Raw genomic sequence first — 24,851 nt, forward strand, 5'->3', positions numbered from 1 at the left:
GGAACTTACCATGACTATAGTTCCGTTATTATAGTCATGGACGGTTCAATAAGAGCAAAAGTACAGAAGTTTTGGGGAATTAAATACTACGCTAAACGTTTTACCTTAACATCTTCATGTAGGCGCATGTGTTCCATACCTTGCAACAATACAATCCCAGGCTTTTTACCCACTTCAAGTGAGCCAAATTCATCCTCAATGTTCAACGCGATCGCACCATTAATCGTAGCCCATTGAATAGTCTGCAAGAAATCGAGATCCTCAAAGTGCGCATGCAATACCTTTAGTTCCTCCAAAATGGATAATGTATCATTTGAAGCTAAACTGTCCGTTCCGATTACTAAACGCTGTCCGGCATTCATAAAATTCTGAACCTTTGGTAATGTTCCTTCAATATAAAGGTTGGCTTTTGGACAAAGACACCACATCACATCACGATCCATGCGCTCTACAAAATCCAGATCTTTAAGAGAAGTATAGGTATTATGAACCAACAATAATTTATTGGGATATGGCAAATAAGGAAGATAGGACTGAATCGAATTTCTTGCCTGCGCCTTAATCGCATCGGCGTTTTTTCCTATACTTTTATAAAAGTCCAGGAACTCCCCCATTTTATAACGAAACAGTTTATTCTCCTCTTCACTTTCTTGATTGTGGATACTGATAATATTTGTTTCCGGAACCATCTTCTTGAATTTTTTGAAAAGTACTTTCGAACAAGAATATGGCGCGTGTGGCGTAATGGATACATGCCCATTCCTAAACTCTTGAGTCAACGATTTAGCCTCTTTTAACTTAAAGTCAGCTTCGTCAGGTTCAATTCCGAGCACCTCCACAAACGTATGATATAAGATCTGAGAATCTTCCTTCAGTTTCGAGGAATTATCTGTGTTGGCATGATCTCCGACTGCAACAATACCATTTTCATACATCTCTCGATCGGCTTTTGCCATAGCGTCGTCTATTTTTTTCATCGACGCCGACCGCGTTGTCATCACCTTACTAAGAAAACTCGGAAGTCCCGTACCTTTAGGGACAATACCTTTCATATGCGACAATTCAATGTGGCAATGTGCATTGATAAAACCTGGAATTATCACTCCTTCATATCTCTCAACCTTCGTTTTGTCTGAAGGTGTAAATGAAGTTGGGTCATAGATACCTTGAATTACCCCCTCCTCATCTACCGAAACAATACCATCTTTTATTGGCATTGAAGTAATCGGCAGAATATAATTAGCGCTTAAATATTTTAACATTTTATCTCCTCACTATCAATTTAGTAACTAAAAATTTTTGACCTGTATGAATACATACCTCTAGTAGAAAAATTCATGCCAAGGTACCTAAAAAGAACAATAAATACCAAAAACAACAATTTGCACAAATTTTTAACCAAAAAGAAATAAAGCCGTAAATCCACTCTTTTGTATTTGTCATAAATTACTTCTTTATACTTCATTTCAATTTTAAATTTATATATTCGCAGCATCGAATAGGGGTGCCTTGTTTTGTCAGGAACACAAATAAAGGCTGAGATTATACCCAACAGATTAAATTCTGTACACCTGATCCAGATAATGCTGGCGTAGGGAGAGGTTAGTTAAATAGTGCGGTCATAGTAACCCCTTGCTATGATTTGTTTAACTCAAACAAAATACATTACCATGATCAAATTTTTGATTTGTAGCTCCTTAGCTACTATTTCAAGTCAAATTGCCATTGCGCAACAAAATCTGACAATTAAAGCTGTAGACAATACCAATCAGACTCCCTTACAGTACGTTTCCATATCCATCGATGGACAAGCATCCTTCGCTGGCCAATCGGACAAAAACGGACTGATTAAACTATATCGTATCAATACAGGTAAGCATCAGATTCAGGTATCTTCTCTTGGATATAAAACATGGAGCCGAAATGTGGATATTAAAGACAATTTGGAACTTACGGTAGCATTAGAACCTAGTACAATTCAAATGGAAGAGGTCCTTGTTCAATCTACCCGTGCCAAAAGAAATGCTCCTACAACCTTTAAAAACATCTCCAAAGAAGAAATAACACGTAACAATCTCGGTCAGGATATCCCATTTCTTTTAAATCAGACCCCGTCCGTGCAGGTAAATTCCGATGCCGGTGCGGGTATAGGTTATACAGGAATGACGATCAGGGGATCCGACAATCAACGAATCAACGTAACACTCAATGGAATCCCCTTAAATGATGCAGAGAGCATGGGTTCCTTTTTTGTAAACCTTCCCGACTTTGCCTCTTCTACCGAGAGCATCCAAGTTCAGCGTGGTATTGGGACCTCGACGAATGGCGCCGGATCATTTGGAGCCTCATTAAATATCCAGTCCAATACTCTAGTAGAAACCCCTTACGCAGAACTCAACAATTCATTTGGCTCTTATAATACTTGGAAAAATACGGTCAAAGTCGGTACCGGACTAATTGACGACAAATTTGCCTTCAATGCCAGATTATCTCGAATAAGTAGCGATGGTTACATCGAAAGAGGTAGTTCAGACTTACAATCTTTCTATGTGGACGGAGGGTATTATGGCAAGAAACATATTTTAAAAGGAATTGTATTCTGGGGAAAAGAAAAGACCTATCAAGCCTGGAATGGCGTTCCTGAACCATTGATTACAGGAGATCGGTCGCGCATGGATGATTATGCAGATAATGCACTCGAAATTTCCGGTGCCGAGAAGGATCGTTTCATGAACGCTGGCCGTAATTATAACCTATACACGTATAACAATCAAACAGATAATTATACGCAGAAACATCATCAACTTCATTATACCAATATACTGAACGACAAATTGACGCTCAATACAGCCTTACACTATACAAGAGGTTATGGTTACTATGAAGAAATGAGACCGGGAGATAAACTAAGTAAATACGGTTTGCCTAACGTCATTATTGGTAAGGACACCATTCAAAAAACAGATCTTGTCCGCAGGAGATGGCTGGATAATTATTTTTACGGAATGACTTATGCTCTGAATTACAGGCCGAACGATCAGCTTGAAATTACTTGGGGTGGAGCTTATAATCAATATAAAGGAAAACATTATGGCCAGGTGATTTGGGCACAATATGCATCAACAGGATTTCTTGACGACAAATATTATTTTGGGAAATCACAAAAAAATGATTTCAGCAATTTCTTAAAAATCGATTACAAACTAGACAAATGGATATTAATGGCCGATATTCAATATCGGAATGTAGATTACCACATGTATGGTGATGATGATAAGGTAAAAAATTATAATTATCATCCTAAGTTTAATTTCCTGAATCCTAAAGCTGGTGCAACTTATCTGCTAAATGACCATTCAAATGTATACGCTTCTTATGCCTTTGCACAAAAAGAACCTGTCCGAAAGGATTTTATAGAGAAAAATAGCGCCTTACCAGATCCTACCCCAGAGAAAATGCAGGACATTGAATTGGGCTATCGTTTTACAAATGAAAAATTCAACATCGGATTAAATGGATATGGCATGTTTTACAAGGATCAGTTGATCCCAACAGGTGAAATTAGTGATACAGGCTCTCCAATTCGACAAAATGTCAATGATAGCTATAGAATAGGTCTTGAATTCGATGGATCATGGAACATCAGCAAGCAGTTCAATTGGAAAGCAACAGCTAGTTTCAGCCAAAATAAAATTAAGGACTTTGAAGAGGTCATCGGCGATACAAGGATATTTTATTCGAAAACAAACATTGCTTTATCACCGGGAACTATTTTGTCAAGTAATTTCTCTTATAGTCCAATAACATCACTTACATTTTCGCTTCTATCCAAATTTGTAGGAAGACAATACCTGGATAATTCTTCTGCAAAAGAGAGAAGCATTTCCGCTTATTTTGTCAACAATCTGTTAGCAAACTATAACTTTACAGCATTAGGTATCAAAAACATCAGTGCAACCTTACAGGTCAACAATATACTGAACGAGAAGTACGAGGCCAATGGCTACACCTTTGGCTGGATGGAAGGAGATACCCGGAAGTATTATAATTTCTATTTCCCACAAGCCCCAACGAATTTCTTACTGGGCTTGAATTTCAAATTCTAAACCACCCTTTATAAAAGCCTCCTGATTCCAAACGCATTAGTAGCTGGGAAGGCGGACTGAAGGTCGCTTCTGATCAAATCCTTTAGCATAATTAGCGTCCCTTTTTCCTTCGGGAGAAAGGGACGTTTCTATATATACCTTGGAGAAAACTGAATTTCCCATCGTGTTTGACAATCGGAATTTTTACCTTTGGTTTTATACTTTTCACTATGCGCGCAGTTATACAACGAGTTACCAAAGCTTCTTGTACGGTAGATAATCAGATAACAGGCCAGATCCAGAAGGGTCTAATGATTTTATTAGGAGTTGAAGAAGCAGATACAACGGAAGATCTGAAATGGTTAGGACAGAAGTTCATCAACTTACGCATCTTCGAGGATGAACAGGGTATGATGAATAAGTCGATACAAGATGTAGACGGAAATATCTTACTCATCTCACAATTCACGCTCTTTGCTCAAACAAAAAAAGGAAACAGGCCTTCCTTTATCAGAGCAGCAAAACCGGACAAAGCCAAACCAATGTATGAAGAGATGGCTTTACTGCTAAGTCAATTGCTCCAAAAAGAGGTTCAGCTTGGCATATTCGGAGCCGATATGAAAATCGACCTACTGAATGATGGTCCAGTTACCATCGTCATGGACACAAAAGATAAGGACAACTTTTAATTTTTAATTGAACACAAGATGACTATTAAAGAAGCACAAGAGATTATTGACAAATGGATCAATAGTACCGGAGTACGTTATTTCAACGAGTTGACAAACACCGCCATACTCATGGAAGAAGTCGGTGAAGTTGCCCGAATAATGGCTCGGCAATACGGAGAACAATCTTTCAAAAAGTCAGACAAAGAAGTTAATTTAGCAGATGAAATGGCCGATGTATTATTCGTTTTGATGTGCCTTGCCAATCAAACGGGAATTGATCTAACAGCGGCTTTGGAACAAAATCTTCAAAAGAAATCAATTCGGGATGCCGACCGCCATAAAAACAACGAAAAACTTAAATAACCAAGAGTAGTATTGTTTGTACACCTCTTTGAGATAATATTTAATTTTAAATCGCGTACGATGTATAAATTCATAACCTATTCGCTCATAGCAAGCATATGCTTTGCCTCTTGTGCGACAAGACAGCAGCTAAATACTAAGGTTGAGCAGGCCAGTACTTTTAATAAGGCTGCCGTTGTCACAGCACATCCTTTGGCTTCAGAAGTCGGGGTAAAGATTTTAAAACAAGGTGGGAATGCAATAGATGCTGCAGTTGCCGTACAATTTGCTCTTGCAGTTGTTTATCCCAATGCAGGAAATATTGGCGGCGGTGGCTTTATGCTCTACCGCGATCATCGGGGTAATTTAGATGCCTTAGATTTTCGTGAGAAGGCTCCCCTAAAAGCATCCCGGGATATGTATCTCGATGCCCAAGGCAATGTTATTCCGGAGTTGAGCCTTTATAGTCAATTGGCCTCTGGTATCCCTGGATCTGTTGCTGGTATGTGGGAAGCCCACAGAAAGTACGGCAAATTACAATGGAAAGATCTCGTACTCCCAGCAATACAGCTAGCCAGAACAGGGTTTAAAATCAGTCAACGACAAGCCAATGAGTTTGAAAGCCATAAAGAGCGTTTTGTCAAACTGAATCCCGCTGGTGCTGCAATTATCAAAACCACAGTTTGGCGAGCAGGTGATCTATTTATCCAGGAGGAACTTGCAAAAACACTGGAAAGAATCGCAATCGAAGGCCGAGACGGTTTCTATAAAGGTAAAACGGCCGATTTAATTGTTGCCGAAATGGACAAAGGGAAAGGCATTATTAATCATCAAGATCTACTGGATTATCAGGCACTTTGGCGTACCCCAATTTCCACAAATTATAGGGGCCACAAAGTTATTTCCATGCCACCACCTTCGAGTGGGGGAACATCTCTTTTAGCCCTGCTCAAATCAGTCGAACAGTTTCCACTTCAACGCTGGGGCTTCCAAACCGATTCAACCATTCGTGTTATGGTCGAAGCTGAACGCTATGTATATGCCAATCGGGCTAAATATTTAGGAGATCCTGATTTTATTAAGGTACCTGTCGAACAGCTTATTGACTCAAGCTCAAATGCGCATAAACTCCATTCAGTCAATTTCCATAAAGCGACATCAAGCAAAGATGTCAATGCAGATGTCATTCCGGGTTATGAAAGTGAACAAACGACGCATTTCAATATTGTAGACGAGCAAGGGAATGCAGTATCCATTACAACAACACTTAATGATTCTTATGGCTCAGGAGTATTTGTGGAGGGCGCAGGTTTTCTCCTAAATAATGAAATGGACGATTTCTCCGTAAAGACCGGTATCCCAAACATGTATGGGCTTACTGGGGAAAAAGCGAACGAGATTCAGCCCGGCAAAAGGATGCTCAGCTCCATGACACCCACTATTGTAGAAAAAGATGGCAAACTATTTATGGTTGTAGGAACCCCTGGAGGATCAACCATCATTACCTCTGTTTTTCAGACCATCCTCAATGTTATTGACTTCCGACAAAATGCCCAATCAGCTGTGAGCCTGCCAAGATTTCATCATCAATGGCTTCCTGATCGTATTGACGTTGAAAATAACGCAATCGATGTCAATCTACGTGATCGATTGACAAAAGATGGCTATACGATAAATCCGAGAGGGACAATCGGCCGCGTGGAGAATATACTTGTATTACCAAATGGTAAATTACAGACAGGAGCCGACCCGCGTGGAGACGATACGGCAAAAGGCTATTAAAGAACAAAAAGAAAGGCTCATTTGGAATTCCAAATGAGCCTTTCTTTTTTATTTAGAAATGGGATGATCTTACATCATTCCACCCATACCGCCACCCATTGGAGGCGCACCAGCACCTACAGGGTTTTCTTCAGCTTCGTCAGCCAATACACACTCTGTAGTTAATAACATTGAAGCAACTGAAGCTGCATTTTCCAATGCTACACGAGATACTTTAGTTGGATCAATTACACCAGCAGCGATTAAGTTTTCGTAACGGTCTGTACGTGCATTGTAACCGAAATCTGCAGTTCCTTCTTTCACTTTTTGAACGATTACTGCGCCTTCGATACCAGCGTTATTACAGATCTGACGTAATGGCTCTTCGATAGCGCGTTTGATGATGTCAATACCGATTTGCTCATCTTCGTTGTCACCTTTAAGGTTTACCAAAGCTTCAGTTGAGCGAATGAAGGCAACACCACCACCAGCGATAATACCTTCTTCAACAGCTGCACGAGTTGCGTGTAAAGCATCATCAACACGGTCTTTTTTCTCTTTCATTTCAACCTCAGTAGTTGCACCGACATATAACACGGCTACACCACCTGACAATTTTGCTAAACGTTCTTGTAGTTTTTCGCGATCGTAGTCAGAAGTTGTTGTTTCGATTTGTGAACGGATTTGAGCAACACGTGCTTTAATATCCTCTACATTACCAGAACCATTGATAATCGTTGTGTTATCTTTGTCAACTTGAACTTTTTCAGCTTGACCTAAGTAAGATAACTCAGCATTTTCTAATTTGAAACCTCTTTCTTCAGAGATAACAGTACCACCAGTTAAGATAGCGATATCTTCTAACATTGCTTTACGACGGTCACCGAAACCTGGAGCTTTAACAGCCGCAACTTTCAACGAACCACGGATTTTATTAACAACTAATGTTGCCAATGCCTCACCATCTAAGTCTTCAGCAATGATTAATAATGGTTTACCAGTTTGAACTTGTTTCTCCAAGATAGGCAACAATTCTTTCATGTTGCTGATTTTCTTGTCGTAGATCAAAATGTATGGATTATCTAATTCCGCTTCCATTTTGTCAGAGTTGGTCACAAAATATGGAGACAAATAACCACGGTCAAATTGCATACCTTCTACAGTTTTTACTTCTGTTTCAGTACCTTTTGCCTCTTCAACAGTGATAACACCGTCGTTACCTACTTTTTCCATTGCTTGAGCAATCAAAGCACCAATTACTTCGTCGTTGTTTGCAGAAATAGTAGCAACTTGTTTAATTTTATTATTGTCTTGACCAACTTCTTGAGATTGAGATTTCAAGTTAGCAACAACAGTTGCAACAGCTTTGTCAATACCACGTTTTAGATCCATTGGATTAGCTCCAGCAGCCACAGATTTGATACCTGGAGCAACGATTGCTTGTGCCAATACAGTAGCAGTAGTCGTACCGTCACCAGCTTGATCTGCTGTTTTAGAAGCTACTTCTTTTACCATTTGTGCACCCATATTTTCTAAAGCGTCTTTCAATTCGATTTCTTTCGCTACCGAAACACCATCTTTAGTAATTACTGGAGCACCAAATTTTTTCTCAATAATTACGTTACGTCCTTTAGGACCCAATGTTACTTTAACTGCATTCGCTAAAGTATCTACACCTTTTTTAAGGGCCTCGCGAGCCTCAACGTTATATTTTACTTGTTTTGCCATTTTTATATGAGTATTTAGTATTTCTAAGAAGTGTAATTCGAGTTTAAATTAAACCGTAAACCGATTTATTTTTTACACGTCCAATTTTACAGCTTCACTAAAATAACCTATTGAATTTTTAATTGAGCCAGTAAGCTCGTTTTAAATAAACTGTTCCTATTAATTAGATAACCGCGTAAATATCAGACTCACGCATAATTAAGTACTCTTTTCCTTCGTAAGTAATTTCAGTACCTGCGTATTTTCCGTATAATACTTTGTCACCAACTTTCACAGTTAACGGTTCGTCAACTTTACCTGTACCTACAGCAACTACTGTACCTTGAGATGGTTTTTCTTTTGCTGTATCGGGGATATACAACCCTGAAGCTGTTTTTTCTTCTGCTGGAGCAGCTTCTACTACTACTCTGTCTCCGATAGGTTTGATACTTAATGCCATAATTAATTTACTTTTTATCTGTTATTGAATTTATTTTAATGTTATAATCGCTATAAACACATCATCTTTTATGCCAATTGTAATTAAGACAGCTTATAAGACAATTTTTCACAGAAAAGTTAATATCTCCATCGACAAAAATTCATTTTGCTGTCACACTGTCATTCCCAGTCTGTCAGTCTTACTTCCTTCGACAGACAGACTAATAAATTTATCGCTACATACCTGTCTTAAACAAAATATCGAACATAAAAAAGCCCCGTCTGTACAAACAAACGGGGCTCATCATTTTTTACTGACAACTATTTCTTAGCTTCTTCTGCTGGTTTTGTTGTCGGTGTAGCCGCTGGAGCCTTTTCTTGCGATTGAGCCGGAGCAGCTTGCCCTTGTCCCGCCGGAGCGCCAACAGGTTGTTGTCCAGTACCCAAGTTCAATGGACCTTGTTGTTTAGGCGCTTCGATTTGACCCCCCAATCCACCTTTAGATGTACTTGGAGACGTACCAATAACATTTACACCTAAGCTAAATACCATAATGGCAATAACCATGATCCAGGTACCTTTTTCCAAAAAGTCACCTGTACGTTTTACTCCCATAAGATTCGTTCCACCTGAAAAACCAGATGACAAACCTCCTCCTTTTGGATTTTGGATTAAAACCAAAAACGCCAAAATAATACTAGCTAATATGATTAGACCGATTAATAATCCTTGCATCTCTTTATGTTATTAATTTAATTTCTTTTCTAATTCTGTTATGCGTGCCGCAAAGTAAGCATTTTTTTCTGGATATTTCAAAACTAATTTTTTGTAAACATCTATTGCTTTTGGATATAAGCCCTGTTCCACATAGATCTTTGCAAGTGTTTCGGTAACAAGTGAATGCTGATCTTCCGAACTTTTTCTAGCTTTATTCTCCAAGTCTAACTTTTCTGCTTGCAGGGGCTGAATCATAGGTTCTTCACGAATAAATTTTTCGATTACCTCGTCTGTTTTACGCGGTATTTGAAAAGAGATTGTCGTTTTAACCTCATCACTTAACTTTGCTTCAGGCGATTGTAAATGAAAGATATTTTCCCGGATCTGTTGATCGAGTAGCTGATTATCCAGCTTCTCATGAATTTTAGCAATATCGTCATTCGAGGGCGTCATTGGGCGTAATGGAGATTTTACATAGGGCTGATAGGTATCAGCATATTCTAATCTCGTCTTATGCAACCACCACAAGAAACTGTAGGGCATGGTATCATCATCATAGACCGAAACACGCTCCTGACCATCATCCATTGTATTGGCAACAGCTTCCGCTACAACAGGTGCTACTAATGCAGGTTCCTCTGAATCGACACTATTTTCTTGCTGCTGATCGTTTGACCGAAAATAATCTTTTGCAACCCCGGCTTGAATCAAACGATCCAATTCATCAACCTCAATCTTGGATAAAACTGGTTCAGCTACCGTTTCACGCTCAGCTTCAATTTCGATAGTCCCATCATCGTCGCGAAGTGCTCCATCCACTGGAATTTCATCTGACGGCATGAATACATCAGGCTCTGTCGTTGGTTTACAATGCATAAATTCATACAACCAACTCGGAGAAGATGCATAGAGCAAAGTAGACGATAAATTCTGAACTGAACTATGCTTGCCAAAAACTTTGCGTTCATAGATAAATCGCAGGCTTTGGGCATAAGGGTATTTTTCAATCAATGCTAAAACAACATCTTCCGCCACAGTGTCGGGATGATTGATTGCTTGAAAAAAAAGCTCGTTATTGGATAATGATATATTAAGATTCATCTTGGAAATAGAATTACCAATTAGCAAACGCTTTATTGTATATATCCTCAGTTAGCATTTGAATAATTTCTTTACCCAAGGTCTCTTCTTGTGCACTCTGAAGATTACCTGCAAACTCTTTAAATCGCGTAAAAGGCTGTTCAAAATCATCCTTCGGATTAATTTTATTATGATAACTAACCTTGATTGTAATCGTCAACCTATTCATCGCTGCACGATCTGTCCCAGCTTCAACAGCTGCAGGACTTATCGAATACTCTGTAATAAATCCCTCAAAGGTAGCATCACCGTCTTGATTCACCTGACTCAATCGAGATTGGTTACGGATACGTTCTTTCAGTGCCTCCGTAAAATTCTGACTTAAGGTTGGATAAACCAAAGGAGCTATATTTTCGAAATATTGAATATTAACTGTTTTCATTCCCTCAGGAATGGATCCACCAGTAAATCCATATTTTACCCCACAACTATTCATTACAAACAAAAAGATTGTGGTGAGAAAAGCATATAAAATTTTTCTTGACAACATCTGTAAACCTTAATCTAAATTTAAGTCTTTAATTTTTCTGTACAAAGTTCTTTCAGAAATCCCCAACTCTTGCGCAGCAGCTTTACGTTTACCTCGGTGCTTTTTCAGCGCTTTTTTAATCAGATCAGACTCTTTATCAACAAGCGATAAAGATTCCTCAACTTCTTGAGCATCCTGCAGGTATTCATCCTGTGCAACAGGACTTTTTAATACGTTTGTTGTATTTGCTGGAGAATGTATGGTGAGCGTTGGGGTTGTATTATAATTTTCTGGTTCTGCTTTCAATTGTGGTTCAATCTCCTGGTATAACTGATTAATGTAAGGGGAATTTTGATCAAATGTGCTCGAATCGACACCTTTCTGAATTAATTCAACCACCAGTTTTTTCAGATCAACCATATCCTTCTTCATATCAAATAAGACCTTATACAGCAAATCTCTTTCGGAGAAATCCTCTTTTCCACCATTATTTGAAGGAACTACCGCTGGCAAACTCGTTCGGGATTCATTGGGCAGATAATTTTGAAGTGTATAGGCATCGACAACGCGTTCTTTCTCCAAAACTGCAATTTGCTCCGCAACATTTTTCAGTTGACGCACGTTTCCGGGCCAGCTATAGTTGCGCAGCATATTTTGTGCATCTTCTGTCAATTGAACCCCAGGTGTACGGTATTTCTCAGAAAAATCTACAATAAACTTGCGAAATAATAAGTTGATATCTTCAGGTCTTTCACGTAATGACGGTACACGCAACGGTACAGTATTCAGACGATAATAAAGATCTTCGCGAAATTTACCTTTTTGTACAGCTTCAAATACATTCACATTTGTCGCAGCAACCACACGTACATTTGTCTTCTGTACCTTGGATGACCCTACCCGTATATACTCACCTGACTCCAATACACGTAATAATCTTGCTTGCGTACCCAAAGGCAACTCACCTACTTCATCCAAAAAGATTGTTCCACCGTCAACGACCTCAAAATATCCCTTTCTGGCTTCATGGGCACCTGTAAAGGAACCCTTTTCGTGACCAAATAACTCAGAGTCAATGGTCCCCTCTGGTATAGCTCCACAATTGACCGCAATAAAAGGGCCATGCTTACGTGAGCTTAATTGATGGATAATATGCGAAAAAACCTCTTTACCACTCCCACTTTCACCTTGTATTAGTACGGAGATATCAGTTGGAGCCACTTGTCGTGCAATATCAATAGCACGATTCAACAAAGGCGAATTACCAATAATTCCAAATCTATTCTTTATATCTTGGTTATCCATAAATTTCCAGTTGGAAATAAAACAATCTAAGTTTTCTTAATCAACAATCTTTCCCAATAATGTCGCAGAGGTACATGACTCGATAAGTACATTCACATAATCGCCTTGTTTAAATCGAGGATCAATTGGAAATACCACCAATGCATTTTGATCATTACGGCCACAGAAATCAAACTCAGATCTTTTCGAAAATCCCTCAACAAGCACTTTACAAACTTTGCCAATAAAATGTTGATAACGGTATAAACTATGATCGCGCTGTTTATTGATCACTTCTGTCAAACGACGTTTTTTAACATCTTCAGGAATATCATCTGCGTATCTTTTTGCCGCCAATGTACCTGGTCTTTCTGAATAAGCAAACATATAGGCGAAATCGTATTTGACATAATCCATCATAGACAATGTTTCTTGATGCTCCTCTTCTGTTTCAGTACAGAAACCTGTAATAACATCTGTGGAAATAGCACAATCCGGAATAATACGACGGATGGCATCGACACGCTCCATATACCATTCACGGTCATAGGTACGGTTCATTAATTCCAATACTCTAGAGTTCCCTGATTGAACTGGCAAGTGAATATAATTACAGATGTTTTCATGCGAAGCGATTGCATATAAAACTTCATCTGTAATATCTTTTGGATGGGAAGTAGAAAAGCGAATACGTAAAAGCGGGCTGATTTCAGCAACCATTGTAAGCAAGCTAGCAAATGTTATGGTTTCACCCGGTTCCTCCCCTTCAGCTACTGGAGCAGTATATTTATACGAATCCACATTTTGTCCCAACAACGTAACCTCCTTATATCCGGCATTGAAAAGATCTTGGGCTTCCTTCACGATAGATTGTGGATCACGACTACGTTCACGTCCACGTGTAAAAGGAACAACACAAAAAGAACACATATTGTCGCAACCGCGCATAATCGAAATAAAAGCTGTCACACCGTTCGAGTTTAAACGGACAGGATTAATATCGGCATACGTTTCCTCCCGAGATAATAAAACGTTTACAGCTTTAGCTCCATCGTCAACTTTATCAATCAAATTTGGTAGATCGCGATAAGCATCTGGCCCCACCACGACATCCACCAACTTTTCTTCTTCTAAAAATTTCGATTTCAAACGCTCCGCCATACAGCCCAGCACACCAACGATCATTCCGGGATTTTTTGCTTTAGCAGCTTCAAATTCCTTTAGACGATTGCGTACCCGCTGTTCTGCATTTTCGCGGATTGAACAGGTATTAATAAAAACCACATCAGCTTCCTGATAATTCTTGGTTGTTTCAAATCCCTTATCCAACAAAATAGAAGCAACAATCTCACTATCCGAAAAATTCATCTGGCAACCGTAACTTTCAATATACAGTTTGCGTCCATTACTTAAAATCGGATCCTGTTCTAATAATAATGCCTCACCCTGACGAGATTCGTCGTGTTCCTTAGTGGTATGTGTTAAATCTAGCATAGCTCGATATTCAATAGAATATAATTTTTATTATTTTCGATGGAATAACTAACGCAAATACTCATCTTTTGCTGATCTGATTTCAAGCCCTTAGTTATTTCAAAGACTACAAAGTTAGAAATTTAAATCCATATAATGACAGTTTGTCAGACAGAAATATGGTTTATACTTTGTCAAATTTTAGGCGTAAATGGGCCGTATAAAAATTCGGACGGCTGTATTCCACAAAAAAAGCGCTGAATTTATCAGCGCTTTTTCTATGATTCGCAATCAAGTCAAACAGACTCCGAAAAGACCAAAGTCCTGAATCAGATTTATTGACCTGCTTGTTGTTTTGCTTCTTTCTTCATTTGATCACCTGCCACAATCACGATTTCAACACGACGATTTTGAGCACGTCCTGCTTCCGTATCGTTACTTGCAATTGGCTCAGAGAAGTTTCTACCTTCAGTTCTAATACGCGAAGACGCTAAGCCTTTAGATACCGCAAATGCACGTACAGAATTTGCGCGGTCCAAAGACACTTTTTCATTCGCAGCCAACGTACCTACATTATCTGTATGTCCGATAACCAGGATTTCAGTACCTTGTTCTTTGTTCAAGGTTGTTACCAAATTTGCGATATTATCTTTAGCTGACGCTTTTAAATCTGATTTATTGAAATCGAATAAAATACCTGAATCAAACTTAACCACGATTCCTTCCGCAGATTGTGTAACTTCCGCGCCTTCAACAGTTTTAGAAATCTCAGCGGCTTGCTTATCCATTTTTTTACCGATCAATACACCTGCAGCACCACCAATGGCAGCACCAGCCAAAGTACCTATTGCCGTATTACCAGCTTTACCTCCGATCAATGCACCCAATGCACCACCGGCAACACCACCGATTACGCCGCCTTTAGTTGTATTATTTGTATTTTGGATGGTAGAACAACTTCCAAATAACATAGCTGAGGTTGCAACTGTCAAACCTAATACAGCCAATTTTCTATTCATTTTCATATGTATGCTATCTAAGACTTTTAATATTCAAATTAAATACCGTTCTACTAAAATCAAACAAAGTGCCAAAAGATATTTTTATCAACTTTTTTGTTACAAAACACGACAAAAGGCGCTTAAAACTTCCGAAAATGACGTTGATACGCTACAAAATTTTAAATCACCTTTTCCGACCTTACAATCAGCTAACAGTAACAAAAGCAAAATGTTTTTATTTTTCTTGAGTCTTTACTTCAATATCAGGTAAAAGAGCCCCTTTAGGCCTTCCCTTGGCATTAAAGTCGTCCATAGACTGCTGTACGTAATGCATTAGATCGTACTGTCCCCAATGCTCAGCAAGATCAAACGATGGACGATAGCGTATCATAAAAGCATCTAATTCTGTACTATCCAGTTTCGTCAGGTTTTTAACAGCCTCCCGAGAAAAAATACGATCAACTTGCAACTCATCCTTCTCCCTATCCATAAAACGCCCAAAGCGTTTGGCGTTCTTGGCTTCCCGTCCAAAAAGATTATAAAGCGCTGTTGCCGGGCTACCCAGATAGGTCCCGAACTTATTTTTACCCCCATTATAAACGCCCTTTTTAGCGTAATTACTCATGGCATCATTTAATTCGGCCTCCTTTGTTTTTCGTTCAACGATGACAGTCTCCAATCGGATCCCTTCTTGCAACTCCACATAAAACTCGTTCAGGTTGGTCAGCACAGTTTTAACCGGTGAATACCCAACTTTTGTAAAAGACAAGGAATCTCCTACCGATGCATCAATCGTAAAAACACCAAAAGAGTTACTCAACGTAGACCTGTGTGTACGCATATTAAGCACCACAGCATCTCCAATGCGATTACCGTTACCTTTTTGCAGCACCATCCCCGAAACCTTCTGCAACTGTTGCGCAGTAGCACCGAAATAGGTGAATAACAGTAAAAAAAGCCCTAATATATGTATCTGTATTATTTTCATCCTAATATTTCTCTTCAATTACCCCAATTGGTTTCAGTGCGATTGTGATTCTCAACAATTTTATTGGGTCAAACATTTATTTCCGCAAGAACAGTTTATAATTTATTTCAATTTATTAATTCCCTGTTACACCTAACCTACTTTGCTAAAAGTAGTAATAGTTTGACACTTGTACTGTTAAAAAAGTTTAAATATTCTTTGTTGATCACTTGTATGGATAAAAAACAAAATTAGCGCCTTCAGCAACGACAACAAATAAGCACATATAGTCTTTCGCAGGTTTATAGTTCTGAATAAAAGAAGCCTTACGATCTTCTTGAATAATATCCATTTCTACAAACTCTTCCAATGTAGAGGCATTTATACTCCATTTCGTTTCCAATTCTTTACGATCCAATATCAGTTCACCAACAGAAACTTCATGCTGATGTGCAACAAAAATAGGATAGTCAGAATAACCTTCTTCAACAATCTCCTGCGCTACCTCACGGATTGATTCACTATAAAAATCGAGATCTACCTGCAAACTCTTCAATGGACTTTGCGCTGTAGACGCTGCATTTTCTTCTCTTGCAGATCCTGCAAATAAATCTTCTACTTCCATATGGTATCCTATTACTTCTTTAACTCCAATAAAACGACATTCTCAACGTGTTGCGTATGCGGAAACATATCTACCGGCTTGATCCGCTTCACCTCATATTTTTCGCCTAACAACACCAAATCGCGGGCCTGTGTAGCAGCATTACAACTGACATATACAATACGCGGCGATTCCATTTCTAACAAACGCGCTACAACGTCAGCGTGCATTCCTGCACGTGGTGGATCGGTAATAACCACATCCGGTTTACCGTGTTCGGCGATAAAGGAAGGGGTCAACACATCTTTCATATCACCGGCGTAAAACTTTGTATTCGTGATATCATTGATCGACGAATTCACTTTAGCGTCCTCAATGGCAGTGGGAACATACTCTACACCCACAACTTCTCTTGCCTTCTTAGCGACAAAGTTTGCAATTGTACCTGCTCCTGTATACAAATCATACACCAGCTCATCCCCCTTTAAATTGGCAAAGTCACGTGTGATTTTATACAGCTCATACGCTTGTGCAGAGTTTGTTTGATAGAACGACTTAGGCCCCACTTTGTAACGCAAGCCCTCCATCTCCTCATAGATAAAGTCACGACCTGCATATACATGAATATCCTGGTCGAAGATTGTATCATTGCGTTTCTGGTTTACGATATATAACAGGGAAGCGACTTGAGGAAACTTTTCTTTAACAAATTCCATCAACAACTCAACCTGTCCTTCTTCAGGATATGCAAACACAACGATCACCATCATCTCCCCGGTAGACGAGATACGGATAATCAAATTGCGCAATACACCGGTGTGTTCACGCAGATCGTAGAACGTCATACCTTGACTAAGCGCAAAATCACGAATGCTGTTGCGAACTTCATTTGACGGATCTTCTTGCAAAAAACAATGATCAATATCTAAAATCTTATCAAAACGCCCTGGCACGTGAAAACCTAGCGCATTCATTTCCAATTGGGACGCATCTTCATCAACTGAAGTCAACCATTTTTTGTTGGAAAATGTATATTCTAATTTATTTCTATAGTATTCCGTTTGCGCAGAGCCCAAGATACTTTCCATCGCTGAAGTATCCACTTTCCCAATACGCGATAGGGCATTATCGACAGATTGTTGCTTGAATTTTAATTGAGCATCATAGGTCATATGCTGCCATTTACATCCACCACACACACCGAAATGTTCACAAAACGGATCTACGCGATAAGATGAAGCCTCTTTTAAACTGGTTACCCGAGCTTCCGCAAAATTCTTTTTCTTGCGCATAAGCTCCACGTCAACAACATCACCGGGAACAGCTTTTTCTACAAACAAAACCAAATCTTCGGTTTTTCCAACACCTCTACCCTCTTCGGCAATATCAATGATGGCAATATCTTTCAAGAACTTTTTCTCTTGCGGAATTCTTCTACTCATAGGGTGCAAAAATACAAATTTATACCGATTTTTCATCTGCATAAATGATTTATAGCCATTGATTATCACTGGCATAAACGAGTACCTGACGGGTATGATAAGTTTCAAGCGAATAAAATACGGGGATCAGATTCGGACATTGTTCGTACCTTATTCGGATGCGATACAGATTGTGTACCAATACTGACCAGATTCTGACCTGACTCTGAACAGGAATTATCTGTTCCGAGTCAGGTCAATAATAGTTGCAAGAGTGTTCATCTCCGAAGGTGGTACGAACACAATACGAATACAACCCGGCAACAGCATGAACGTTGCAGAGCATCATAAAAAAGTGAGCATGCAAAAAAGATAAGATGTAAACCTTTTTCAGGAATGGACATAACGTCGCGAATTAGAAAGGGATGCGCGCGTTATAACAACTTTACTGAACTGTTGCCTGAACAAGATAAGGAAGGATTTCTTTCTGAAACGAAATAAAGTTTTTCCGCACATCGGCATCTGAGACAGCCGTAAAAGCAAAAGAAAACACAATACTTTTACTGGACTTGATCAAAAAGGTTAGCTTCTCTTCGCTAATCGCTTCATTTATCTTTTCATTCTGAATGAATGTACTTAAGAGCAGAAACTCCAAATCTTCAGACAGCGTTTTTAAATATTCTTGGGCGTTTGCAGATTCCCGGATAAATTCCCAGCCGATCAATTCATTGCAAGCCGTATAGGTCAGTCGGCTTACCCGCAATATTGTAGACGCCAAAAACGAAGCCATATCATCTTCATATTTGGTTGTTTTCAAAATATCCTGCAGACTCGCACGAAGATAATCCATGAGAATGGCATGCAGGATCATTTCTTTACTATCAAAATACTTGTACACTGTCGCCTTCGCAATCTTAGCTTTTTTTGCCAATGTGTTCACACTGGTTTTATGATAGCCATTTTGACGAAAGAGCTCACGTGCTGTTCTTTTTATGGATTCAATAATATAATCTGGTTCCATATACGTTAGATCGTACGAATGTTGAAAGTCATCTACAAAGCCTAAAGACCAAAAAGCATCACATTGTTCTCTTGCCTAGTTATCGTAGAGAATAATGTGATGCCACAATCTTTACAATGAATAATTTATATTAATTCAGTCTCAAATTGAGACAAGAAACGTGTGTCATTTTCTGAGAAAAGACGTAAGTCTTTAATCACATATTTAAGGTTTGTGATACGTTCTATTCCCATACCAAAAGCAAAACCAGAATACTTTTTACTATCGATACCACAGTTATCAAGCACGTTAGGATCGACCATACCGCAACCTAAAATTTCTACCCAGCCAGAGTACTTACACAAGTTACACCCTGCCCCCTTGCAGATTGTACAGGAGATATCCATTTCGGCCGAAGGTTCAGTGAAAGGAAAATAGGACGGACGGAAACGCACTTTGGTACCTTCACCATACATCTCTTGAACAAAATGATATAACGTTTGTTTCAAATCGGCAAAAGAAACATTTTCGTCTACATATAAACCTTCTACCTGATGAAAGAAACAGTGCGCACGGGCTGATATAGCTTCATTTCTATAAACACGTCCAGGCATTATCGCACGAAATGGCGGTTTACCGGCTTCCATTAAACGCACCTGAACCGAAGAGGTGTGCGTTCTCAATGTAATGTCATTACCTTCTTGTTTTTTGATAAAGAAAGTATCTTGCATATCACGCGCAGGATGTTCCGGCGGAAAATTTAGTGCGGAGAAATTATGCCAATCATCTTCAATTTCCGGTCCTTCTGATACAATAAAGCCTAATTTCTTGAAAATTTCAACAATTTCTTTACGAACTAAAGAGATGGGATGTCTAGACCCCAGCTGAAAACCTTGACCAGGCAATGTTAAATCACCCGCTAGTTCCTGGGATTTTTGCTTCTCACCAGACCCGAACTTTTCTTGTGCTTCTTTGAATGTATTTTCTGCTAACTGCTTAAATTCATTCAACACTTTTCCCAAAGTACGCTTCTCTTCAGGCGTAACTGTTTTGAATTCATCAAAAAGATTTTTCACAATCCCTTTGGAAACCAAAAACTTCAATCTGAAATTTTCTACATCGGCTGAAGAAGCTGGCGCAAATGCCTTAATCTCTTCAGTATACTGCGTAATTCTATCTTGCAACATAATTAGAGCAAACATAGCCAAAATTTCCACCAAAAAGAAATTTTGAACTTCGACCGGGCATTAAAAACATCACAACAGAAACAGCATGCTCGCTTGGGAGAAAGGAATCAGATTATACGGCTAAAACGCTGATAAAACAAAAGAGCAGGCTTAGTTGCCTGCTCTTTTGTTTTATCGATGATTTTACAATAGTTATTATACATGTAAAGTTTTTACATAATCTCAAATTCTTCAGCTTAAAATGGTAATGGATTATCCTCCTGATCATTCTCCGTAAAATCGACCTCCACTTCCTTATCTTCGACTTTTTGCGCCTGCGTGTTTGCTGTATTACCAGCACTTACACCAGCATTCGGTTCAAAATCCGATTTACGACCTAAAAGCGTGAAGGTTTCAGCGACAACCTCTGTAGCATATCGTCTAATACCCTCCTTATCCTCATAAGTACGCGTCCGCAGTCGACCTTCAATATAAACTAACTTCCCCTTTGTTAGATATTTTACAGCCACGTCAGCCAGACCTCGCCACATTACAATATTGTGCCATTCGGTTTGTTCTACTCTTTTCCCGTCTTTGTTATACGTTTCTGATGTTGCCAATGGAAAACTGGCAACAGAGACATTACCTTCTAAATAGCGAATTTCGGGATCTTTTCCAAGATGTCCCACTAAAATGACTTTGTTAACTCCTGACATAATTTAAAAGCATAAATGGTTAAAAATTTGACCTTTCCAAAAAGGTAAAGATCAACTTGTGTTTAGCTAATTTATCTAAATCTTTTAGAAATACATAATCCCAATTGGATTTTTTTTGAATTAGATCGCCTTTTAACCGCACATCAAAAAATGTCGCGTAGATATTCTGATGACTCAGGATATGTTTTGTCTGCTGCTGTAAAACATAAAGTTGTGCATCGGGGCCGAAACAGGAAATAAACCACTCATCGCTAAGAACATCCGGGATAGACAAGCTGTAGTTAGACTCCAAAAGCGGAAACTCATATAGGTTCTGCCAAACGTCACTTGCACCGCGTTTGGACATCAGTATCCGATCGTTGTCCTTCAAGATAAAATAATTAAAGTATCTATCTTTACTTGCCTTGGCTTTAAGCTTTACAGGCAACTGCTCTACCTGCCCCTGACTCAGCGCATAACAGGAAGGACGAAACATACAGAATTCACATAAAGGCAGCTTGGGCTTACAATGGGTAGCCCCAAAATCCATAATTGCCTGATTATACAATGCCGGGTGTTTACGATCAAGATTTTCTTTAGCGATAGCTGTAAAAATCTTCTTTCCTTCTGTAGAATTGATAGGTGTTTCTATGCCATAGTATCGCGCTAGTACACGAAACACATTTCCATCCAATACCGCCTGGGCTTCATCGTTCGCAAAAGAAGATATCGCCGCAGCAGTATACTCACCTATTCCCGGAAGCGTTATTAATGTTTGATAATCTACCGGAAAGACACCCTGATACTGATCGCGAACAATTCGGGCAGCCTTATGCATGTTCCGTCCTCGAGAATAATAACCCAGACCTTGCCAAAGATGGAGAATATCATCTTCTTCTGCATTCGCAAATTCCACAACATTCTTAAATCGCTCGACAAAACGTACATAATAGGGTAAGCCCTGTTCGACACGAGTCTGTTGCAGAATAATTTCAGAAAGCCATATTTTGTAGGCATCTTTTGTTTCTCGCCACGGCAGATCTCGTTTATGCTGTCGATACCATGCTTGCAATTCCTCGCCAAATTTCATAGCGACAAAAATGCGCAATTTTTCGCTAAAACCAACATTTCATCATTCGAGGATAGGCCTACGAATGTAGGTAATCTGCTCATCAGGTTCCAAAATCGTATTTTCCAACGTGATAAAGCCCTTGTATTTTTCTTTTAGCGCCTGATAGAGACGTCCGTCATAGGAAACAGCAAATCGCCCATCTGCTTTGAGATAAACTGGCAGATGCCGATTGCCCACGTCGAAGCAGAACTCGCCCACAACTGATAGATTCTGACAATCCAACAATACACAAAGACAAGGTAAAATGTTGACCTGGATAAATAAATCACCGCGATGATAAATACACTGTCCTGAACGCAGTGCGCTGCTATCATCGCGCTGTATGCGCACCAGATTACCCTTTCTTGTTTTTCGCTGGATAACGCGCTTATTTACTTCATAATAGGAAAGATCCAAAATATCTGAATCGCGGCCCAGCTTCAATTGGTCAAAATCAGGGATAACATCAATCCATATCTCCTCGTGCAGGCTCTCCTTATGCATAATTAGTTCCTTCCACCACGACAGCTTCCATCAACTCGGGCTTACTTTTTCGACGGGGTTTGCGCTGTTCAATGACGCTGATTTCCTCGGCCTTCGATTTCTCATCTTCCGCTATCGCTTCAACTGTTGTCTCTTCCTTCTTTTCAGAAAGCTTATATTGTGTAAAATCCCAACACAATTGGCCCAACATGTGTAAGAAGTCGTACAATAACTCTCCATCAGTACCCAAAGCACGCAGGATAACCACATCTTTTGAAGCCTGTGTAAAACCATAAGAAATATCGTTGTATTCGACAGTTAAGATTTCATCCAATTCATATTTTAATTCTTGCGCAAAAAGAGCCGAGAACACAAAAGTGGCCTGATGGGTGTATCCCTCAAAAAACAACATCTTCTGTATCGGCTGACTTTTGGGCCGCAAAACCTGATTGTCAATAAAAGACAGTTTACCATTTCTAAAAATCTTGGTTTGCGTATGCAGACTATCGAACTCAAATGCCTCTTTCATGTGGATTCTACCCACACTAATAATATCCCCCCACATCAAAACCGCATCTTCAGCCAAGTGAATATGATTGCTTGCCTTGAAAATAGAATCCTTAAACGGCGTTACTGGGTGTGGAATGTAATGAAATAGGCCTCCGGCATCCACATGCACATCCGTATGTTGCTTTGCTCCCGTTTTCATGGGGTGAAGCTTATTGAAGGACTGTGTAAAAAGCTTCAATTGTGCATCTTTTTTCACACGAACATCAATATGCAAATAATCCGTATCCATAATACCAGGCGATGCACTCATGATGATCATTTCCAAATGGTTGGTCAATCCTGCAGCGCCATAATGCGTTAGTTTATAAGGTGCATTATGATAACTCTCCTTCAATCTGCTTCTGCCGTCCTCTTTGGCAACATTTAATACGATTTTGCTATCCATATACGATAAAATTTAGCCTACAGGCTCCAACAAAGCATACTTTTTGATCCATGATTTTACATCTTCCAAACCTTCTAAAGTCATTAAGTTTGTAAAAATAAATGGTCGTTCACCGCGCATGCGGATGGTGTCCTGACGCATCACTTCCAAGTCCGCATTTACATAAGGGGCAAGGTCTATTTTATTGATCAACAACAGATCCGAGCGCGTAATACCTGGCCCGCCTTTACGTGGCATTTTTTCGCCTTCAGCAACATCAAGAACGAATATGGTCAAATCGGCTAGATCCGGACTAAACGTGGCTGTCAGATTATCACCCCCACTTTCAACAAATATCAGTTCCACATCCTCAAAACGATGCGCTAATTCTTCTACAGCTTCAATATTCATCGAAGCATCTTCACGGATTGCCGTATGCGGGCAACCTCCTGTTTCAACACCAATAATACGTTCAGCGGGCAGTGCCGAATTCTGCTGTAGATACATCGCGTCCTCACGCGTATAAATATCATTCGTTACAACACAAATACTATAATCTGCCGACATCGAACGTGTCAACCGTTCAATAAGTGCCGTCTTGCCAGAGCCCACAGGACCAGCAACACCAATTTTCACGTAATTTCTCTTAGACATCTTTATTTCAATTTTTTTACGAAATGTAAATTCTCGTGTATAATTTTTCATGTTGCATGCATCGAATATCCTGAGCGATACAACAATTTCCAATTAGATCCTCATCCAGTTCGGGCTGTAATCCGACCAATTTATTAATCAAGGGCTGCAGTTTAAACAAAATCTGCTGTGCATCCATTTGGCTAATGGGAACCAGTTTGGCACAATTCGTCATAATACCATTCAAAGAATTATAATAAAAAGCGCTCAGTGCGTCTGCATAACTAATTTCCTGTGCATGGGCAAACATGGCAAATGCCATTGCATAGTGACCATGCAGTTCTTGCGCATTGATAGCCTTTAGATAAGCCGAACAACGCTTGACCGGTTTTAACTTTTCTGTTAATTTCAAAAACCGTATTCCCAATTTTTTACTGGCATCCCGAATCTCATAGGGGGCTTTGAAAGCAGTAATTAATGCATCCAGTTCAGCGATCTTTTTCTTGGTTGCTCTTGATTCACACAATTGCCAGGCCTTATGAAAAAAAGCGGCATCGTTGTAATAGAAGCTATGCTCCAATAAAGTCTGTGCATATTCTTTTGCTGTTTTAGCATCATGTACAATCTCTTTATTGATATAGGTTTCCAAGCCATAGGAATGTGTGAAGCCTCCAATCGGAAATACAGAGTCGTTAATCTGCATTAATGTCAACAATGGATTCATATGTAATCGTTATTAATTAAGT

General features: G+C 39.4%; 24 protein-coding genes. 4 read left to right on the plus strand and 20 right to left on the minus strand.

Annotated features, from left to right (window positions below; all coding sequences use genetic code 11):
- Positions 1-86: 86 nt before the first annotated feature.
- Positions 87-1,262, minus strand: a complete 1,176-nt coding sequence (locus B2O97_RS11235; RefSeq protein ID WP_070561620.1) for an amidohydrolase family protein — start codon at positions 1,260-1,262, stop codon at positions 87-89.
- A gap of 408 nt (positions 1,263-1,670) precedes the next feature.
- Here B2O97_RS11235 and B2O97_RS11240 point away from each other — a divergent pair, with 408 nt between their 5' ends.
- The 4 genes from B2O97_RS11240 to ggt all read left to right on the plus strand — a co-directional run bounded on the left by B2O97_RS11240 (position 1,671) and on the right by ggt (position 6,880).
- Complete coding sequence (locus tag B2O97_RS11240; protein ID WP_112373960.1) at positions 1,671-4,106, plus strand: TonB-dependent receptor; 2,436 nt, start codon at positions 1,671-1,673, stop codon at positions 4,104-4,106.
- Between the two features lie 209 nt (positions 4,107-4,315).
- Positions 4,316-4,774 carry a D-aminoacyl-tRNA deacylase gene (dtd, locus tag B2O97_RS11245; RefSeq protein ID WP_070561625.1) on the plus strand — a complete coding sequence of 153 codons (459 nt, stop codon included), beginning with the start codon at positions 4,316-4,318 and terminating at the stop codon, positions 4,772-4,774.
- Between the two features lie 18 nt (positions 4,775-4,792).
- Positions 4,793-5,119, plus strand: a complete 327-nt coding sequence (locus tag B2O97_RS11250) for a nucleotide pyrophosphohydrolase (protein WP_070561627.1) — start codon at positions 4,793-4,795, stop codon at positions 5,117-5,119.
- 60 nt (positions 5,120-5,179) lie between these two features.
- Positions 5,180-6,880 carry a gamma-glutamyltransferase gene (gene ggt, locus B2O97_RS11255; protein ID WP_070561629.1) on the plus strand — a complete coding sequence of 567 codons (1,701 nt, stop codon included), beginning with the start codon at positions 5,180-5,182 and terminating at the stop codon, positions 6,878-6,880.
- Between the two features lie 69 nt (positions 6,881-6,949).
- On the opposite strand, the gene groL is transcribed toward ggt, so the two are convergent.
- The 19 genes from groL to B2O97_RS11350 all read right to left on the minus strand — a co-directional run bounded on the left by groL (position 6,950) and on the right by B2O97_RS11350 (position 24,829).
- Positions 6,950-8,587 carry a chaperonin GroEL gene (gene groL, locus B2O97_RS11260; protein ID WP_070561631.1) on the minus strand — a complete coding sequence of 546 codons (1,638 nt, stop codon included), beginning with the start codon at positions 8,585-8,587 and terminating at the stop codon, positions 6,950-6,952.
- A gap of 163 nt (positions 8,588-8,750) precedes the next feature.
- Positions 8,751-9,026 (minus strand): co-chaperone GroES, encoded by a 276-nt coding sequence (locus tag B2O97_RS11265; protein WP_028070710.1) that lies wholly within the window; start codon positions 9,024-9,026, stop codon positions 8,751-8,753.
- Positions 9,027-9,328: 302 nt separating this feature from the next.
- On the minus strand, positions 9,329-9,742 hold the full coding sequence (gene secG, locus B2O97_RS11270) for a preprotein translocase subunit SecG (protein WP_070561633.1): 414 nt from the start codon (positions 9,740-9,742) through the stop codon (positions 9,329-9,331).
- A 12-nt stretch (positions 9,743-9,754) separates the two neighbouring features.
- Positions 9,755-10,825: a hypothetical protein gene (locus B2O97_RS11275; protein ID WP_070561635.1), complete on the minus strand. Its 1,071-nt coding sequence runs from the start codon at positions 10,823-10,825 to the stop codon at positions 9,755-9,757.
- 13 nt (positions 10,826-10,838) lie between these two features.
- On the minus strand, positions 10,839-11,354 hold the full coding sequence (locus tag B2O97_RS11280) for an LptE family protein (protein ID WP_070561637.1): 516 nt from the start codon (positions 11,352-11,354) through the stop codon (positions 10,839-10,841).
- 9 nt (positions 11,355-11,363) lie between these two features.
- Complete coding sequence (locus B2O97_RS11285; RefSeq protein WP_070561639.1) at positions 11,364-12,638, minus strand: sigma-54 interaction domain-containing protein; 1,275 nt, start codon at positions 12,636-12,638, stop codon at positions 11,364-11,366.
- A gap of 36 nt (positions 12,639-12,674) precedes the next feature.
- Positions 12,675-14,111 carry a tRNA (N6-isopentenyl adenosine(37)-C2)-methylthiotransferase MiaB gene (gene miaB, locus B2O97_RS11290; protein WP_115046985.1) on the minus strand — a complete coding sequence of 479 codons (1,437 nt, stop codon included), beginning with the start codon at positions 14,109-14,111 and terminating at the stop codon, positions 12,675-12,677.
- Between the two features lie 314 nt (positions 14,112-14,425).
- Entirely contained in the window at positions 14,426-15,115 is a 690-nt protein-coding gene (locus tag B2O97_RS11295) for an OmpA family protein (protein ID WP_172462318.1), read from the minus strand.
- Positions 15,116-15,326: 211 nt separating this feature from the next.
- On the minus strand, positions 15,327-16,079 hold the full coding sequence (locus B2O97_RS11300) for a hypothetical protein (RefSeq protein ID WP_070561645.1): 753 nt from the start codon (positions 16,077-16,079) through the stop codon (positions 15,327-15,329).
- 205 nt (positions 16,080-16,284) lie between these two features.
- Positions 16,285-16,683: a hypothetical protein gene (locus B2O97_RS11305; RefSeq protein WP_112373963.1), complete on the minus strand. Its 399-nt coding sequence runs from the start codon at positions 16,681-16,683 to the stop codon at positions 16,285-16,287.
- Between the two features lie 11 nt (positions 16,684-16,694).
- Positions 16,695-18,104 carry a 23S rRNA (uracil(1939)-C(5))-methyltransferase RlmD gene (gene rlmD, locus B2O97_RS11310; protein ID WP_070561796.1) on the minus strand — a complete coding sequence of 470 codons (1,410 nt, stop codon included), beginning with the start codon at positions 18,102-18,104 and terminating at the stop codon, positions 16,695-16,697.
- Between the two features lie 424 nt (positions 18,105-18,528).
- Entirely contained in the window at positions 18,529-19,104 is a 576-nt protein-coding gene (locus tag B2O97_RS11315) for a TetR/AcrR family transcriptional regulator (protein ID WP_046674798.1), read from the minus strand.
- 125 nt (positions 19,105-19,229) lie between these two features.
- Positions 19,230-20,270: a phenylalanine--tRNA ligase subunit alpha gene (gene pheS / locus B2O97_RS11320; RefSeq protein ID WP_046674797.1), complete on the minus strand. Its 1,041-nt coding sequence runs from the start codon at positions 20,268-20,270 to the stop codon at positions 19,230-19,232.
- Between the two features lie 236 nt (positions 20,271-20,506).
- Entirely contained in the window at positions 20,507-20,965 is a 459-nt protein-coding gene (locus B2O97_RS11325) for a single-stranded DNA-binding protein (protein WP_046674796.1), read from the minus strand.
- A gap of 19 nt (positions 20,966-20,984) precedes the next feature.
- Positions 20,985-22,034 carry an A/G-specific adenine glycosylase gene (gene mutY / locus B2O97_RS11330; RefSeq protein ID WP_286767404.1) on the minus strand — a complete coding sequence of 350 codons (1,050 nt, stop codon included), beginning with the start codon at positions 22,032-22,034 and terminating at the stop codon, positions 20,985-20,987.
- Between the two features lie 42 nt (positions 22,035-22,076).
- A complete protein-coding gene (locus B2O97_RS11335; RefSeq protein WP_053003768.1) occupies positions 22,077-22,559 on the minus strand; it encodes a hypothetical protein in 483 nt (160 codons plus the stop codon).
- The gene (locus B2O97_RS11340) at positions 22,552-23,493 is read right to left on the minus strand and encodes an urease accessory protein UreD (protein ID WP_112373964.1); all 942 of its coding nucleotides are present in this window, start codon (positions 23,491-23,493) and stop codon (positions 22,552-22,554) included. The genes B2O97_RS11335 and B2O97_RS11340 overlap by 8 nt, the downstream gene beginning before the upstream one ends.
- Positions 23,494-23,505: 12 nt before the next feature.
- Positions 23,506-24,126 (minus strand): urease accessory protein UreG, encoded by a 621-nt coding sequence (ureG, locus tag B2O97_RS11345; RefSeq protein WP_046674969.1) that lies wholly within the window; start codon positions 24,124-24,126, stop codon positions 23,506-23,508.
- Between the two features lie 16 nt (positions 24,127-24,142).
- Positions 24,143-24,829: an urease accessory protein UreF gene (locus B2O97_RS11350; protein ID WP_070561653.1), complete on the minus strand. Its 687-nt coding sequence runs from the start codon at positions 24,827-24,829 to the stop codon at positions 24,143-24,145.
- Positions 24,830-24,851: the final 22 nt, after the last annotated feature.

The organism is Sphingobacterium sp. UBA865 (assembly GCF_002295765.1).
GTDB classification, from domain to species: Bacteria; Bacteroidota; Bacteroidia; order Sphingobacteriales; family Sphingobacteriaceae; genus Sphingobacterium; species Sphingobacterium multivorum.

Coding starts and splice junctions, on each gene's coding strand:
- B2O97_RS11235 (WP_070561620.1), bottom strand. CDS start 1,262: ATGTTAAAATATTTAAGCGCTAATTATATTCTGCCGATTACTTCAATG.
- B2O97_RS11240 (WP_112373960.1), top strand. CDS start 1,671: ATGATCAAATTTTTGATTTGTAGCTCCTTAGCTACTATTTCAAGTCAA.
- dtd (WP_070561625.1), top strand. CDS start 4,316: ATGCGCGCAGTTATACAACGAGTTACCAAAGCTTCTTGTACGGTAGAT.
- B2O97_RS11250 (WP_070561627.1), top strand. CDS start 4,793: ATGACTATTAAAGAAGCACAAGAGATTATTGACAAATGGATCAATAGT.
- ggt (WP_070561629.1), top strand. CDS start 5,180: ATGTATAAATTCATAACCTATTCGCTCATAGCAAGCATATGCTTTGCC.
- groL (WP_070561631.1), bottom strand. CDS start 8,587: ATGGCAAAACAAGTAAAATATAACGTTGAGGCTCGCGAGGCCCTTAAA.
- B2O97_RS11265 (WP_028070710.1), bottom strand. CDS start 9,026: ATGGCATTAAGTATCAAACCTATCGGAGACAGAGTAGTAGTAGAAGCT.
- secG (WP_070561633.1), bottom strand. CDS start 9,742: ATGCAAGGATTATTAATCGGTCTAATCATATTAGCTAGTATTATTTTG.
- B2O97_RS11275 (WP_070561635.1), bottom strand. CDS start 10,825: ATGAATCTTAATATATCATTATCCAATAACGAGCTTTTTTTTCAAGCA.
- B2O97_RS11280 (WP_070561637.1), bottom strand. CDS start 11,354: ATGTTGTCAAGAAAAATTTTATATGCTTTTCTCACCACAATCTTTTTG.
- B2O97_RS11285 (WP_070561639.1), bottom strand. CDS start 12,638: ATGGATAACCAAGATATAAAGAATAGATTTGGAATTATTGGTAATTCG.
- miaB (WP_115046985.1), bottom strand. CDS start 14,111: ATGCTAGATTTAACACATACCACTAAGGAACACGACGAATCTCGTCAG.
- B2O97_RS11295 (WP_172462318.1), bottom strand. CDS start 15,115: ATGAAAATGAATAGAAAATTGGCTGTATTAGGTTTGACAGTTGCAACC.
- B2O97_RS11300 (WP_070561645.1), bottom strand. CDS start 16,079: ATGAAAATAATACAGATACATATATTAGGGCTTTTTTTACTGTTATTC.
- B2O97_RS11305 (WP_112373963.1), bottom strand. CDS start 16,683: ATGGAAGTAGAAGATTTATTTGCAGGATCTGCAAGAGAAGAAAATGCA.
- rlmD (WP_070561796.1), bottom strand. CDS start 18,104: ATGAGTAGAAGAATTCCGCAAGAGAAAAAGTTCTTGAAAGATATTGCC.
- B2O97_RS11315 (WP_046674798.1), bottom strand. CDS start 19,104: ATGGAACCAGATTATATTATTGAATCCATAAAAAGAACAGCACGTGAG.
- pheS (WP_046674797.1), bottom strand. CDS start 20,270: ATGTTGCAAGATAGAATTACGCAGTATACTGAAGAGATTAAGGCATTT.
- B2O97_RS11325 (WP_046674796.1), bottom strand. CDS start 20,965: ATGTCAGGAGTTAACAAAGTCATTTTAGTGGGACATCTTGGAAAAGAT.
- mutY (WP_286767404.1), bottom strand. CDS start 22,034: ATGAAATTTGGCGAGGAATTGCAAGCATGGTATCGACAGCATAAACGA.
- B2O97_RS11335 (WP_053003768.1), bottom strand. CDS start 22,559: ATGCATAAGGAGAGCCTGCACGAGGAGATATGGATTGATGTTATCCCT.
- B2O97_RS11340 (WP_112373964.1), bottom strand. CDS start 23,493: ATGGATAGCAAAATCGTATTAAATGTTGCCAAAGAGGACGGCAGAAGC.
- ureG (WP_046674969.1), bottom strand. CDS start 24,126: ATGTCTAAGAGAAATTACGTGAAAATTGGTGTTGCTGGTCCTGTGGGC.
- B2O97_RS11350 (WP_070561653.1), bottom strand. CDS start 24,829: ATGAATCCATTGTTGACATTAATGCAGATTAACGACTCTGTATTTCCG.